Origin of the sequence: Sporolactobacillus nakayamae, from assembly GCF_900113325.1 — a bacterium.
Lineage (GTDB): Bacteria > Bacillota > Bacilli > Bacillales > Sporolactobacillaceae > Sporolactobacillus > Sporolactobacillus nakayamae.
This window is the reverse complement of the sequence record NZ_FOOY01000021.1, coordinates 1-15374: the sequence shown is the minus strand read 5'-3', so window position 1 is coordinate 15374 and position 15374 is coordinate 1. Positions and strand designations below refer to the sequence as shown.

At 44.8% G+C, this 15374-nt stretch carries 10 protein-coding genes; 3 read left to right on the top strand and 7 right to left on the bottom strand.

The features are described from left to right. Window positions 1–114: 114 nt before the first annotated feature. The 4 genes from BM003_RS13140 to BM003_RS13125 form a co-directional block, all read right to left on the bottom strand. Window positions 115–792: a response regulator transcription factor gene (locus BM003_RS13140; protein ID WP_177184791.1), complete on the bottom strand. Its 678-nt coding sequence runs from the start codon at window positions 790–792 to the stop codon at window positions 115–117. A gap of 20 nt (window positions 793–812) precedes the next feature. Continuing rightward, on the bottom strand, window positions 813–3134 hold the full coding sequence (locus tag BM003_RS13135) for an ATP-binding protein (protein ID WP_143128472.1): 2322 nt from the start codon (window positions 3132–3134) through the stop codon (window positions 813–815). Window positions 3135–3154: 20 nt separating this feature from the next. Next, window positions 3155–5236: a sensor histidine kinase gene (locus BM003_RS13130; RefSeq protein WP_093673825.1), complete on the bottom strand. Its 2082-nt coding sequence runs from the start codon at window positions 5234–5236 to the stop codon at window positions 3155–3157. Window positions 5237–5464: 228 nt separating this feature from the next. Then, window positions 5465–5719, bottom strand: a complete 255-nt coding sequence (locus tag BM003_RS13125) for a sigma factor G inhibitor Gin (RefSeq protein WP_093673823.1) — start codon at window positions 5717–5719, stop codon at window positions 5465–5467. 330 nt (window positions 5720–6049) lie between these two features. Here BM003_RS13125 and BM003_RS13120 point away from each other — a divergent pair, with 330 nt between their 5' ends. From BM003_RS13120 to BM003_RS13110, 3 genes are all read left to right on the top strand, one after another. After that, the gene (locus BM003_RS13120; protein ID WP_093673821.1) at window positions 6050–7477 is read left to right on the top strand and encodes a circularly permuted type 2 ATP-grasp protein; all 1428 of its coding nucleotides are present in this window, start codon (window positions 6050–6052) and stop codon (window positions 7475–7477) included. Between the two features lie 71 nt (window positions 7478–7548). Continuing rightward, entirely contained in the window at window positions 7549–8496 is a 948-nt protein-coding gene (locus BM003_RS13115; protein ID WP_093673819.1) for an alpha-E domain-containing protein, read from the top strand. A 36-nt stretch (window positions 8497–8532) separates the two neighbouring features. After that, window positions 8533–9396 carry a transglutaminase family protein gene (locus BM003_RS13110; RefSeq protein ID WP_093673817.1) on the top strand — a complete coding sequence of 288 codons (864 nt, stop codon included), beginning with the start codon at window positions 8533–8535 and terminating at the stop codon, window positions 9394–9396. Window positions 9397–9442: 46 nt separating this feature from the next. Here BM003_RS13110 and BM003_RS13105 read toward each other — a convergent pair whose 3' ends face one another. The 3 genes from BM003_RS13105 to BM003_RS13095 all read right to left on the bottom strand — a co-directional run bounded on the left by BM003_RS13105 (window position 9443) and on the right by BM003_RS13095 (window position 14317). Then, on the bottom strand, window positions 9443–10498 hold the full coding sequence (locus BM003_RS13105; RefSeq protein WP_093673815.1) for an undecaprenyldiphospho-muramoylpentapeptide beta-N-acetylglucosaminyltransferase: 1056 nt from the start codon (window positions 10496–10498) through the stop codon (window positions 9443–9445). A 223-nt stretch (window positions 10499–10721) separates the two neighbouring features. Beyond that, window positions 10722–12587, bottom strand: a complete 1866-nt coding sequence (locus BM003_RS13100; RefSeq protein WP_093673813.1) for an ABC transporter ATP-binding protein — start codon at window positions 12585–12587, stop codon at window positions 10722–10724. Then, the gene (locus BM003_RS13095; RefSeq protein ID WP_093673811.1) at window positions 12584–14317 is read right to left on the bottom strand and encodes an ABC transporter ATP-binding protein; all 1734 of its coding nucleotides are present in this window, start codon (window positions 14315–14317) and stop codon (window positions 12584–12586) included. The genes BM003_RS13100 and BM003_RS13095 overlap by 4 nt, the downstream gene beginning before the upstream one ends. Window positions 14318–15374: the final 1057 nt, after the last annotated feature.

Sequence of the window (15374 nt, the reverse complement as noted above, 5' to 3'; positions counted from 1 at the left end):
GACCGCATGAACCCGCATTTTTTATGCGGGATCCCGCATTTATCATGCGGTGTCCCGCACTTTGATGGGGGGCACGCAAAGGGATCGTCGGCGGTTGAACCGCATCACAGTAAACTATTTATCCGTGTTCGTTTGTCCGGCAGCCTTCCATTCATTTTGCAGTTCTTCAGCCATGCCCAGTTCATTGACTTTTTCAGCTGCCTCAATTCGTGAATGAACGCCTAACTTTTGAAAGATTCCGGTCAAATATTTTTCAACAGTTCTCTGACCGATCAATAAATTTCTCGCAATTTCACGATTGGTATCTCCCCTCATCACGCCGGCGAGAGTGGCCCGCTCAATTTGATTGAAATGAACTTTAGACGTGCTCGTTCGTGTCACTTCATTTACGCGTAAACGCTGAAACAGCCATATTGGAAGCAGCACCTCATCACGTAGTGCCGCATGCAGCGCAGCAATCAGCGAATCAATGGATGCGGATTTACTCACAATCCCTGAGATACCACGTTCAATCATTGATGCAAATAGCTGTTCGATTTCCGTCTCATAGCCTGTATAAATAACAATCTTAGCTTCAGGATCCAAATCCAGAATGAGATCTGAGGCAGCCATCCCATCCATATCCGGCATATTTAGATCCACTAAAAATAGGTCATAATGCATTTGATTCATGATTTGTTGAATATTTTTTGCTGATTGTTGCGTCTCCACTTCAAAACCCGCGCTTTGAAGTACCGCTTTCGTCCCACTGGCAACAACAGCATGATCATCAATCACTAATACTGATGTCATTCGCTCCATCTCCCTCAATGTCAATATGTATCTTTTATAGGTAATTTGATTTGTGCAGAGAACCCACCCGCCGTACGGTCAGCTTTCTCTGCGCTAAACAGAATCTTTCCGCCAAGTCCTTCAATCCTGCTTATTAATCCCGGCAGACCTGTTGTGCTGAAAAAAGGATCAATAGAATGCTCACCTAGTCCCCTTCCGTCATCATAATAGCTAAGCAAGCAGTGCCCGCTTTCAAAAATCAAAGTCAGCTGTACATGCGCGGCATTCGAATGTTTTATAGCGTTGCTCAATAATTCCTGAAATGATCGATAAATACACAGTGCGCATTCTTGCGAAAGGCCTTGAGGAACACCTGAGTAACATGTTTCAAGCAGAAAATTCGCCGATAAATTCACACGTTGAACCAGTGCATTGAGCGAGCTTTCCAACTTGCCCCTAAAAATATCCGCAGGATACCACTCTCTGATCATTTTGCGCATTCCCTCGGCATTGTCAAGAATACGCTCACGAATATAGCTCAGCTGTTGCGCGCTTTCCGGATCAGTAACTTTTCTTGCAGCCGCATCCATCTCACGAGCAATTGCCAATTGATCTTGGATGTTTGTATAATGCATATCCCTTGATAAATGTGCTCGTTCTTGCTCTGAAATAGAGAACAGCCAGCGGTTCATTGTCGGCGGAATCTTTTTGCGATCATTCTCAAGATTGTGAAATTCCTGCATCAATCCTTCCATTTTATACAAATTATCGACAATGACTCGTGCGTAGTTGCACAGCGTCTCAAGCCACATACTCTCATCCAAATTCAGGTTCCGTCCAGGCTTCATCCACCTGCCGACAAATACAACCTTCTCTTCCTTTCCCTCTTTAAGGACAGCGGAGAACCCAAGATCACTTTTCTTCAAATTAATTTCACCATCAACAATAACCGCAATGTTCTCCAAAGTGCCTGATGAACGCGAATTCACCTCACGCATTCTTCCATCTTGACCCGCAAGGAACAAGGCCGTTTCTTGAATAGGAAGTTCAGACAGAACCGCTCGGCGCAGCATCAGATCAACATGACGCAATGTGTACTCCGTCTTCGATTTTTGCAGGAATCGGTTTAAAGTATCCTGCCCCGAGCTTCGTTTCGGATGAAGATAAGCTCGCAGACGATAATCCGCGTATTCCTTTGTATAGAGTACAATCAAACCTATGATGAAGCATAGCGAACCAATGCGCGCGATGTCTGTTGGGCTCTCCGGTACATGCCCCTGTACAAGACCAAGAAAGCCAAACAGAATCAATAGCGTAATAGAAAAGCTGAGCGCACAATAGTAGCCGAGCCGCCCAATATAGAAAGACATGTCAATAAGCGCAGAGGATAAGACGATATAACACAATGTAATCGGCAGCATAGTCATCCATGGTGTTGTCCACTCCACAGGGACTAATGATGTCCCGATAAACATATTTGGAACTGCGTATAACGCGATAAAAGGGAACAGAGCAACGAAAAATCCGGCCATCAATAAATGAATGATCCGTCCATATTCAGATGCTCTGATTCGATAATAAAGCCGTATTAATTGGATACAGAGCAGAACGAATATAAAAACAGAGAACACCAACTCTTGCAGATAGTAGGCGTTGACCTCCCTTGACGTGAACAAGCAACTGTTCAAAACAATGAGCGATCCGCACAAATAGAGACAGCCAAGCAACCAGTTAGATACGAGAAAAAAACCGCACGCTGAAAAATAAGCTCTGAGAAAGTGAATCAGAAAGACAAGCGTAAATACAATGGCCACACTCGTAAGTCTCAGACTCCAGCTGTCGTGCCGGGCGTTGGCAGACATTTCAAATAGAACCGGACTAACCGTAATCAACAGTGCAATTAATACATGAACCACAGGGCTGCTCTCTTTGCGCACGTATAGGAACAGAACAGCCACAAAACAGGTCAAAAAAAAGGCAAGCGGAATAATCAGATAGAAAAGCAGCGCCCATTGGGAGGCGTCATTATTAATACTCAGAAAAAACACGTTTGAGCCTCTGGCAAGGCTCAAATGCTTCGCTTGACCAACCATATTAAAATTCGCTATATTCCGATTATCTGCCGAAAGCTTTCCATCAATACTGATTAGGACATCGCCGGGCCGTACACCGGCCGTTTCGGCCCAGCTATAGGGCGCAACCGAACTGACTTTTACTTGTTTGCCGTCATTAACTGTGTAGATGCCGACATAAGGACGATCGAGTATTACGGTCATAAAATGAATGGCGAGTGTCAGTGAATAGACAAGTGCAATCCAAAAAATAATCGAACGTGCCCATCGGTTTCTTTTTTCTTTACTCATTCGATCCAAACCTCTCCCAATCATCCGCCATAAGCCTCATTATTCGTCCATTGAATGGTGACTTCAACACCGTTTCCTTTTTCCGAACTAATGTTAAAGCGTCCACCGAGCCCCTCTACTCGCCCGATCATCCCTGGAAAGCCCATCGTTCCAAACGATTGACCGATTTTAGAAACGTCAAGACCAACCCCATCATCTGCATAGATAAGTGTAAATTGGCCATTCTCTTTTTCTAAGCTTAAGTGAACCTGGCGAGCGCGCGAATGCTTTCGCGCGTTATTTAACAACTCTTGGATTACCCGGTAAACCGCTATTTCCCAATCCCGCTGGAATCCTTCCAAATGTTCGTCAATCGTAGCTTGGAGCGTGAAATCAGCGCGCAGATTAACCTTATCAAACAACTCCATGAGCGCTTTTCGAAGGCCTGTCCGATAAATGAATTCAGGGTGAAGATCATTGATGACCTGGCGAAGCACATATACGCTGTCTAATACCTGCTCACGGAATTTGACCATCAGTGCCTTCGTTTCCGGGTCTTCAGCATGTGTGCCCCAGGGATCAAGCTGGCGAGCAATATCGAGCTGATCCTGCATGTTCTGGTCATGCAGCTTGCGTGACAGTTTCCAGCGTTCACGTTCCGAAATACGTAGCATCATTTTTTTAATTGTAAGCGGAACGGATACGGCCTGAAGAGAAGTTTCTTCTAATTTTTCCATCATTTCTTTTGTATTTGACAGATTCTCAATAACCATCTGCGCATAATTGATTAGTGTCGCAAGCCAAACACGTTCATCCGGATTCAATCGTCTTCGGGGCATGGCCCACTTTCCGTCAATAACAATTTTCCAATGCGCGCTCTTCGATAATATAATGCGGAAACCGTCTAGAGTCATGAAAAGTTTTCCAAGTTCATCCTGAGATTGATTCAGATCCCGTTCACTTTCCTGATACGCCTTCTCTTCATGTAAAGACATGCTTCGTTCTTCCTGACCAACCCGCGATAGTCCGACTTGTTCCACGGGCAAACAAGCCTCCATCTCTCTTTTAATAATCCGGCCGACATCACTTAAGTCAGAATCCGGTTTAATCCACTGTAAAAATCGGTTCAAGCTTGTCTCTACGTCTTGCTGTTTGGGATAAAGTCTCTTTCTAAGTGCATAATCCAAGTATTGCTTTATGTAAAAAATCACGAACAAAGCGGCAAAAGAGGCGATCGTAAAACGGTAAACATCACTTCGAGCGTAAGCGACCATGTTCCATTCGGCCACCACATGAAATAAAACACCAAGCAGGACTGCAAGTGGCGCCGCAATCAGCGCGCAGTAAGCGACATGAGTCACCACAAATGAAACATCCATAAAGCGATTGGAGTTAACTAAATAAGACAAGAGTAATGGCCATATTAATAAAAAAATGTCCAGCCGCGAGTGAACGACTAACTCATTTTGAACAAGTGAAGGAACAACCGACAAGATAAGGTTCGGTATGAATGCGAAGAGCAGCCCGATTGTCACTACCTGCAGCATGGGCGTGTACGCCGCATCATCGTAACGCCTTAAAGTGCGTATGGCACAGATGATTATGAAAAGCATCAATGCCGTAATGGCAACTATAGCCAGTAACCAGGCACCTGCTAAACCGACGCATTGACCTGCAATTACGGATACCAGTGTCAATGCAGCGCAAGCAGCAACACTGATTTCAGTCCGCGTAGACACCCAAACAACGCCCCAATATGAAAAAAATTTCTTCAGCACTCTCATCGATAAAACAAGGGAAGTTAAATAAATAATTAGGTACAGATCGCGACAGACAAGTCGTTCCAAGTCTGTTCGACCAGCACTCCCCGTCAGCCATAACAGGCTGAGGCCTGTTAAAAAAATGACTAGTCTCTGCTCCCCCTTCTCCGACTGATTTATCGACCAAAAATAGATTCCTAGTCCGAAACAAAAGAGGAAGGAGACATAGGGCAGCCCATAATTAAAAACCGGATTGCCGCTCGTTTCTCTCACCATTAATAATACTATGGATGCAGGAAGCGAAGCGCAGAGACAGGCCAAGCGCAGCCATCGTTTCCATAAATTTATTGATTTGGCATTCATCGAGCCGTCTCCCCGCGAAATAGATTCAGAAGCGCTTTACACAATGCGAACGAATAGGCGATTACTCGCCAATTCATTCCATTTGACCCATCACTTCCTTCGCATACAGTGTAGCAAAAAAAGAAGCGGCTCGTAAAATACTAATTACACATCATTTGACGTTTGCAATACCTATGTTGCGCTTTACAGCCCCCCCTCCGTAATTTTTTCTTGCAAAAAAAAGAAGCATTAGTGTTTATCTGCTTCCCCTGCCGCTCCTGCCTGAATCACGACCGGTGTCACTGTTTGCTGACTTTGGCCGATTCGAAGTTTGGCTAATTTATTCATATAGAACTTGTATTTCCAATTTGTCACATCTGTCTCAACTATTTTTTTCTGGCAAGATTCACAGATTAGTTGATTGCAGATATGAATTCCTTCAACATTTTGCTGTCCGCAAATTAAGCATGTCTCCTCCAAATGATCCTGTTCCCGCATTGTCATCGTGTTCACCTCCACACTCAGTTTTTCCCATACATTAAAAAACTATTCATTAATCGACTAGCAAGCTAGTTACCATTGCCTATTATTAGTGATTTTGCTCATTTCCTGACCTTCCTAGTGTATGTGTTCTGGGCTTGCATCGTGCCCTCGCAGTAACTAAATTATGAACAATACATTGTTTTTCTTTAGCAAACATTGACAGCTAGACACAAGAGTGATTATAATTTATTAAAATTATTAAAAAATTTAATCAACTTAATTAGGTCAGCGTCTGTTCAAATTGCGCAGTTCCTGCTATTTGAATAGCCCTCCTTAAGGGAGACGGTCTGTATGTTTACAATCGACCATTCGAAAACAAGCTGTTTCAATGAAATGTTTCTACCGGACGGCCGGATCAGAGCACACTATCAAAATTTGTTCGATTGTCTGCAAACGCTTGGTGAAAATGAACTCCTTGACCGTTCCAAAGAGATTAAGCAACAAATGGTGCGTCAGGGCGTAACCTTTCAACTGTATACAGCAAACCAAGCCAGTGAGCGTATCATTCCCTTCGATATCATACCGAGAATCATTCCGCGTGATGATTGGGAAAACATTAGCGCAGGCCTCAGACAGCGTGTTAAAGCGCTGAACCATTTCCTTTATGATGTCTACCATCAACAGAAGATCATTAAAGACGGCCTACTATCCAGAAGACAGATTATTAACAATCCCTATTTCTTGCCGGAGATGGCCAATGTCGACATTCCGGAAAATGTTTATATCGCACTCTCCGGAATTGATTTGATCCGTGACGAGCACGGCGTGTACTACGTGCTTGAAGACAACTTGCGCACACCGTCCGGTCTATCTTACGTCTTCAAAAATCGTTCGCTCATGATGCACTATTTTCCTGAACTCTATTTTTCTTCACACGTCGAGAGCATTGAGCAAGGCACTCAGGATCTGCTCACAGCGCTGCATGACCTGGCACCTCATCACAAACAGGATCCCGTCATCGTACTGCTGACTCCGGGCAGATATAATTCCGCGTACTTTGAACACGTCTTTCTCGCGCAGCAAATGGGCATCGAACTCGTAGAGGGACCGGATCTACGCGTTGTCGACCAAAAGGTATACATCAATTCAATTGAAGGATTGAGACAGGTGGATGTGATCTATCGCCGGCTCGATGACGACTTTATCGATCCGCTCGCCTTTAATCCGAACTCACTTCTTGGTGTCGCTGGTCTAATGAACGCTTACCGGGCCGGGAATGTTGCCATAGCCAACGCGCCTGGCACCGGAGTCGCCGATGATAAAGCTGTTTATACAAAAGTGCCGGACATGATTCGTTACTATTTGCACGAAGAGCCTATTCTGAAAAATGTGCCCACGTATCATATGGAAAGAAAAGAAGATCGAGAGTTTGTGCTTAATCAGTTGGAAAAAATGGTCGTCAAAGAGACCTCGTTGTCCGGCGGCTACGGCATGCTGATTGGCCCGCAATCCACTCCGGAAATGATCGACATGTTCCGTCAAAAGATTCTTGAGCATCCGGATCGATACATTGCTCAACCAACAATCAGTCTTTCCGCAGTCCCAACACTCACCGACGGTCAAATTGAAAACCGACACATTGACCTGCGCCCGTTCATCATCCAGGGCAGAAAAACCTCCGTCATCTCTGGTGGCTTGACCCGCGTCGCTATGACAAAAGGCTCGCTTGTAGTCAACTCATCACAAGGCGGCGGAAGCAAAGACACTTGGATTGTTTGATCTTAACTGCGCGACATCCCTTGTGCGGGGAGCAGTAAAAATACAAAAGGAATCGGTAAGAGGGGATCCGTATGATCGGTAGAATTGCAGAATCACTTTACTGGCTTGGACGCTACCTAGAGCGCATCGAGAATCATGCCCGACTCATTGATGTCGACTATCACCGCCAAGCCACACACACAGAACGTGACCAGTATCCGTGGAAGGAGCTCATTGAAACACTGGCGGACGCGCGCGCGTTTCAAGAACAGAAATTGCCCTACAACGAATCCACTGTGCTCAGCACCATCATCTTTGACATAGACAATACAAATTCTATTCGTTCCTGTGTGACCAGCGCGCGCGGAAACATGCAAGCGATTCGTGAGCGGCTGCCAAGTGAACTTTGGGACGCGATCAACGGCTTTCACATCTGGCTTGATAAACAAACAATGGACAATCTATTAATCTACCCCCACACGTTTTTTGAACAAATCAAGAATCAAACCGCACTATTTCAAGGTATCGTTGAATCAACTATGCTTCGAGGTCAGGAATGGCATATGCTTGAAATAGGGAAATATTTTGAGCGAGCCGAAAACACATTGCGCATTTTGCGTGTGGTTTATTATGAGAATGGCATAGAACTTTCTTTTGGTGATGCACTCGCCCTGCTTAAGTCAGTCAGCGGCTATGAAGCTTTCCGAAAATGTCTCTCAAATAAAATTTCAACGGACACTATGCTCGAATTTTTAATGCTCAGTCCGGTTTTCCCAAGATCGACACGCTTTTCACTCTGCCATCTGAACGAACATCTTGCTAAACTATCCGATTCTCAAGGAGGGATTTCCCACTCTATTAAAAATGTTCGGAAATTGATCGGCAAAATGCACGCTCAGCTCAATTACATGGATCCTTCCGAAATCGTTCGAAACGGGGTCGCCGATTTTCTCGACCTTGAAGTGCGTCGATGCAACACAATCGGATCAGAAATTGGACAAATGTTCTCAGCAAAGGGGGTCAACGTGCTGACTTTTTGAGCATTCATCTTTCAATCAGCAGTCACGCGCCAAACGATGAAATTCAAAATAGTGCATACAACACATTATCAATATGATGGAGAAGTATCGGACAGTGTCAATGAGATTCGCTTATCACCCAGAACGAACGGAAATCAGTCCTGCTATCAGCACGCGATTTCCACATATCCGCACGCGCCGCTCTACGCCTATGAAGATTATTTTGGAAATCGCGTGCATGCTTTTTCAATCGCCGATACTCATTCAGAGCTGAGGATCACCGCTCAATCCATTGTAGTGACCAATGATTCTTTAGCACCTAGAGAAAGTATCCTTCCTTTTGAACAGGAACAAGCAATTATGAAAAGTGACGCATTTCTCGATCAGTTCGCCGAGTACTTGGCACCGACTGATTACACGCAAAATACGATTGATGTTAACAACATCGTGAACCGCTTTTTAAGCCAATCGATGCCATCTGTCTCCGAGCTCTTAGCCGAGATAACGACAGCCATTAAGCAGGAGTATATTTATGATCCTGCCGCGACACAGGTCCAAACAAAAATTGACGAGATGATTAAGCTGCGCCGCGGTGTCTGCCAAGATTTTGCCCATCTCATGATCGCACTTTGCCGATGCATCGGCATTCCTGCGCGCTATGTGAGCGGCTATCAATACATATCGGATCTCAGCGGTGGGAACGCGGATTTTGAGCAAGCTTCTCATGCCTGGATTGAAGCCTATATTCCTGAAGTCGGTTGGACAGGATTTGACCCGACCAATGATGTTCCGGTTGGTTGGCGCTACATCATTCTCGCCTACGGACGCGATTACAAAGACATTGTCCCTGTCAAAGGTGTCTACCATGGTACACCGAAGCAAAGTCTGACAGTAGATGTCGACGTAAAGCAGATAAGCTGAAAAAATTCTTGAAAAAGCGATCCGAATGCATTCGGATCGCTCATTTTTACTTATTAAGTTCGCTCAATATATTCTTGATCCCATGCGTGGCACCTTGAGCAACGGTCATCCGATCAATATAATCGTATCGGTTTTTATAAACATTAGCGATGGTCTGCTGCAGCTCATCGGAGGTCAGTGAATCATTTTCCAGCACTTCGCACAGACCTTTTTTCTTAAACGATTCCGCATTCAGAATCTGGTCACCGCGACTCGAGCGGAGCGGCAGTGGAATGAGAATCATGGGCTTCCTTAGAGCAAGGAACTCGAAAATTGCGTTTGAGCCCGCTCGCGACAGAATGATCGACGACGCAGCCATGACATCAGGCAATTCCTTGTCGATATACTCAAATTGCTTGTAGCCTGCCGTCGATGCAAATTCAGCGTCAACATTTCCTTTGCCGCACAAATGCACTATTTGATAGTTCTTAAGTAATTCAGGCAGCGACTCTCGAACAACTTCGTTGATCTTCTTTGCGCCGAGGCTGCCGCCCATAATAAGGAGCACTGGTTTGTCTCCTTGAAAACCGAGAAATTCCAGTCCTTTTTTCCGGTCGCCCTTGAGCAAGACATCACGGATTGGCGCGCCGGTATACATCACCTTATCCTCCGGCAAATGTGCCGCAGCCTCCTCAAAGGTTACAAACAATTTAGTTGCAAATTTAATCGCGATTCGATTGGCTAGTCCGGGTGTAATATCCGATTCATGGATGTAGACCGGAACATGATTCAGCCATCCGGCAATGACCACAGGCACAGATACAAACCCACCTTTAGAGAAAATCACATTGGGCTTGATTTTTTTTAGAATCAAATAGGCCTGCATCACTCCTGCAATAACCTTGAATGGATCCTTGAAATTTTTCATATCGAAATATCTGCGAAGCTTGCCGCTTGAAATTTCTCGATAGTCGATTCCGTGCGCTTGCACCAGATTTTTTTCAATTCCATTTTTTGAGCCGATGTACGTAATTTCACAGTTCTTTAATTCATCAATAAGCGCCAGGTTTGGGGTGACATGCCCCGCCGAACCGCCGCCGGTAAACACAATTTTTTTTGCCATTGCTCTGCCTCGCTTTTTTCTTTTACTCCCACTTTTTAAAAGTTTAATATACTTACTCACAAAGTAAAACAAAAAAACAAAAAAAGATCGTGAATACGTTCATTTTGTATCAGAAATTTGATTGGATCGTTCTAATTCCAAGCTGCGTATCCGCTAATAGCATGCCCCTCTCAATAAAAAAAAGCAACCGGAATAAAGACCCGGTCGCTTGTATTGCTCACTATTAGCCAATTTCCTGATGCTTCGCTTCTTTTGTAAATTGACTGTTATACAGATTGGCATAGAAGCCTTTTCTGTCAAGCAGCGATTGATGCGTCCCCTGCTCAATAACACGGCCGTGATTCATAACCAAAATCAAATTGGCTTCCTTGATCGTTGACAACCTGTGGGCAATGACAAAGCTGGTACGATCCGTCATGAGCCTGTTCATCGCTTTTTGGATATGCATCTCAGTTCGTGTATCAACACTGCTAGTCGCTTCATCAAGAATGAGGATGACCGGATCAGCAAGAATCGCACGCGCAATCGTCAGGAGCTGCTTCTGGCCTTGGGAAATATTCGTCCCCTCTTCATTTAAAACCGTATCATAGCCATCCGGCAAGGTTCGAATGAAGTGATCCGCATGCGCCGCCTCTGCAGCACGCACGATTTCTTCTTCCGTCGCGCCTTCGCGGCCGTACGCGATATTTTCGCGAATCGTGCCTTTGAATAGCCAAGTGTCCTGCAGCACCATGCCGAAGAGCCGATGAAGCTGTTCTCGTTTAATGAGGCGGGTATCGACACCATCGACCGTAATCGTTCCTTCTCGCAATTCGTAAAAGCGCATAAGCAAATTAACAAGAGTTGTTTTTCCGGCACCGGTCGGCCCGACGATCGCTACCGACTGTCCGGCTTTCACATCAATCGTCATGTCCTCAATTAAGGGCTGATCCTCTTTGTAGCGGAAGTTCACATGATCAAAGGCCACATGACCTGCCGGTTGCGCAAGCGATTCTGATTTTGCGCCATCCGGTTTCACATCTTCTTCATCCAGAATCTCAAAAATTCGTTCTGCCGATGCAATTGTAGATTGAATAATATTTGAGATGTTAGCGATTTGATTGAGCGGCTGACCAAACTGACGGGCATATTGAATAAACGCTTGAATATCGCCAATTTCAATCGAACGCTTCACAACCAGAATACCGCCGACTACAGAAATCAATACATAACCAATATTGCCGACAAACATCATCATCGGCATCATAATTCCCGATAGAAATTGCGCCTTCCACGCAGAATGATAGAGTTTGCCATTAATGTTTTTGAATTTACTAACGGATTCATGCTCTTTTCCGAATGCCTTGATGACTTGATGACCGGTAAACATTTCTTCGACATGGCCATTTAATTGACCGATTTGCACCTGTTGCTGCTTAAAAAATCCTTGAGACCGTTTTGTAATTTGAGAAATGCCTACGAAACTGAGCGGAATTGTCACAAGCAGCACGAGCGTCAACAACGGACTGATCGTCAGCATCATGACAATAACACCGAGCAATGTGACAATGGATGTAATCGATGCCGTAAGACTTTGCTGCAGTGTATTGCTGATGTTCTCCGAATCATTGACTGCACGGCTAAGTATATCGCCATTTGGATGCGCATCATAATAGTCGACCGGTAATCGGGCCAGCTTCTCATTTACTTGTTTGCGCAGTGTGTAGACCATTTTTTGCGAGACGCCGCTCATCAGATATTGCATGATAAAGGTAAAGAGTGAACTGAGAACATACAAGATAACCAAGGTGACAACGATGCCCCATATATAGTTAAAATCGATGTGCGCACCCGGAACCCCTTTAATTTTCAACATCATACCTTCAAAAAGTTTGGTCGTCGCGTTCCCCATTAGTTTTGGTCCGATAATGGTAAAGATTGTACTAAGGATGGCCGTTATAAAAACGGCAACCAGCACCACTTTATGCGGACGCAGATACCCCATCAGGCGGTGAAAAGTTTTACGAAAATTTTTTGGCTTTTGAACAGGCATGCGCATATGACCCGGGCCAAATCCACTGCCGTTGCGGCCGCTCTTTTTGTTGCTCATGCCAATTCCTCCTTATCCAGCTGCGAGTCAACGATTTCCTTGTATACGGCACATGTTTTTATCAGCTGATCATGTGTGCCCATACCAACGATCCGGCCGTCATCTAAAACAATAATTTTATCGGCATGAAGCACGGTGCTTACGCGCTGCGCAACAATAATCAACGCTGCTGACTGAGTGACGCGGCCGAGTGCTGACATCAGACGCGCATCAGTGCGATAATCAAGTGCTGAGAAACTGTCATCGAGCAGATAGACCTCTGCCTGACGAGCTAAAGCGCGGGCGATCGCTAAGCGTTGCTTCTGTCCTCCGGAAATGTTCTTACCGCCTTGAGCGATGACAGAGTCGTATCCTTCCTCCATCTCGCGGATAAAATCATCTGCCTGTGCCGTTCGCGCAGCCTCCTCAATTTCTTCATCAGTCGCCCGCTCATTTCCATAGCGAATGTTATCCGCAACAGTACCAGTGAAAAGTACAGATTTTTGCGGCACATAGCCAATCATTCGGCGTAGTTTATCTAAGGAAAATGTTTTAACATCGGCACCATTAATTCGAACACTGCCATGAGTTGCATCAAAATATCGTGGAATAAGATTCAGCAGTGTTGATTTTCCAGTACCTGTTCCCCCAATGATGGCGGTCGTCTCTCCAACTTGTGCTGTAAAAGAAATATCCGACAACGCAGGCTTTTCAGCTCCGGGATAACTGAATGTCACATTTTGAAATTCCACACCTTGCTCGTTTTCATCAATTTTTTCTGACCCATTACGCTTTGTATCCTGAATATCAGGTTGAATGTCAAGTACTTCATTGACACGTGTCGCGGAAATCTGAGCACGGGGAATCATAATGAACATCATCGCGCCCATGAGGACCGAGAACATAATCTGCATCGCATACTGAATGAATGCCATTAAATCGCCTACTTGCATGGATCCGCTATTAATGCGCAGTCCGCCGAACCAGACAATGGCAACCATCGACAAGTTCATAATGAGCATCATCAGCGGCATCGCAGCCGACATGATTTGATTGATTCGAATCGATGTCTGCGTAATATCCTTGTTTGCTTCATCAAAGCGTTGCACCTCATGCTTCGTCCTGTTAAAAGATCGAATCACACGAATACCGGTCAACTCTTCACGCAGAATCAAATTGAGGCGATCCATTTTCTTTTGAATAGCCTTAAAATAAGGCATCCCTTTCCGCGCAAGCACGGAAATTGAAATAATCAGGAGCGGCAATGCGACAACCAAGACTAGCGACAGTTTGGCATCCTTGGAAATGGCCATGATGATTCCCCCGATGCACATCAGCGGAGCCATGGTCATCATTTTGAGAATCATCATATATACTTGTTCAATTTGTGCAATATCGTTGGTCGTCCGAGTAATGAGTGAACTTGTTCCCACCTGATCAAATTCCTTTAGCGAGAAGGTCTCAACATGTGAAAACATCTTATTCCGCACATCACGGCCAAATCCGGCGGCAACCTTTGATGCCAAATAGTTAGCGAGCACTGTAAGAACGCCTGCAGCCAGTGTCACCAGCAGCATATAGGCTCCCATTTTATAAATGTACGGCAGGTCACCTTTCACTACACCCGTATCCACAATATCCGCCATCAATGTTGGCAAATATAGGTTTGCTAATGATTGCAAGAAGACAAAAATAACCGAAAAAAGTGCCGGCCATAGATACGGTCTCATATACCTTGCCAAACGAATCATTTACTCATCTCCAATCTAAAAACATATAATCTCAAAAGAAAGCCCTATGATTTCCCTAGTGTAACCGCACTCTGTGAACCAAATATGAATTCGTTAACAGAATCATCCAACCTAACTATTCGTTTCATGCCGTATAAGTCAGGGTACACTAGGTGGATCCTTTTTTCTGAAAACATTTTGATTTGGGGGAGTTACGCCATTAGCCATAAGATCAGCATCTGAGCCTGTCTCATTTCGAAACAATTTATACGAAATTAAAAGATGTGATGCTGCGCAGTAAAGACGGAGTGCGCAGCAAATTCGTTACGATTTTGCTGCGTCGTTCGATACGATTTTGAGGTCCTTCGTTACGATTTTCCTTCGGTTCGATACGAGTCTGGGAATTCGCTACAACTTTCTGTGAGTTCGATACGATTTTGAGGTCCTTCGTTACGATTTTCCTTCGGTTCGATACGAGTTAGGGAATTCGCTACAACTTTCTGTGAGTTCGATACGATTTTGAGGTCCTTCGTTACGATTTTCCTTCGGTTCGATACGAGTTAGGGAATTCGTTACAACTTTCTGTGAGTTCGATACGATTTTGAGGTCCTTCGTTACGATTTTCCTTCGGTTCGTTACGAGTCTAGGAATTCGTTACTACTTTTTCTCTCTTAGGTTGAATTTTCCAAGAATTAGGTTTAACTTTCACTCGTTAGGTTGGTCTTCGGTTCGACTTCTCCACTCTTGGGTTCGACTTTGGTCGCGTTCGGTTCGACTTTCCCCTCGTTAGGTTGAACTCCTCTCTTGGGTTCGACTTTGATCGTGTTCGGTTCGGCTTTTCACTCGTTAGGTTGAACTTCAATAGTCGGTCAACTCCTTCTCTTATAGGTTTACTGCGCATCTCACGTCCACTATGCAACACTATATTTCTTTGCTACTCTTCTCTAAGCAAAGAAATCTTCAATTAAAAACTTTTTTTCACAAAAAAACATGCACCTCTCAAAAATGAGAAGTGCATGTTTTTCAATTGCCTGGCAGTGACCTACTCTCACAGGGGGACAGCCCCCAATTACCATCG

Excerpts from the sequence above, each read along its gene's own strand:
- BM003_RS13140 (WP_177184791.1), bottom strand. The coding sequence starts at position 792 with ATGACATCAGTATTAGTGATTGATGATCATGCTGTTGTTGCCAGTGGG.
- BM003_RS13135 (WP_143128472.1), bottom strand. The coding sequence starts at position 3,134 with ATGAGTAAAGAAAAAAGAAACCGATGGGCACGTTCGATTATTTTTTGG.
- BM003_RS13130 (WP_093673825.1), bottom strand. The coding sequence starts at position 5,236 with ATGAATGCCAAATCAATAAATTTATGGAAACGATGGCTGCGCTTGGCC.
- BM003_RS13125 (WP_093673823.1), bottom strand. The coding sequence starts at position 5,719 with ATGACAATGCGGGAACAGGATCATTTGGAGGAGACATGCTTAATTTGC.
- BM003_RS13120 (WP_093673821.1), top strand. The coding sequence starts at position 6,050 with ATGTTTACAATCGACCATTCGAAAACAAGCTGTTTCAATGAAATGTTT.
- BM003_RS13115 (WP_093673819.1), top strand. The coding sequence starts at position 7,549 with ATGATCGGTAGAATTGCAGAATCACTTTACTGGCTTGGACGCTACCTA.
- BM003_RS13110 (WP_093673817.1), top strand. The coding sequence starts at position 8,533 with ATGAAATTCAAAATAGTGCATACAACACATTATCAATATGATGGAGAA.
- BM003_RS13105 (WP_093673815.1), bottom strand. The coding sequence starts at position 10,498 with ATGGCAAAAAAAATTGTGTTTACCGGCGGCGGTTCGGCGGGGCATGTC.
- BM003_RS13100 (WP_093673813.1), bottom strand. The coding sequence starts at position 12,587 with ATGAGCAACAAAAAGAGCGGCCGCAACGGCAGTGGATTTGGCCCGGGT.
- BM003_RS13095 (WP_093673811.1), bottom strand. The coding sequence starts at position 14,317 with ATGATTCGTTTGGCAAGGTATATGAGACCGTATCTATGGCCGGCACTT.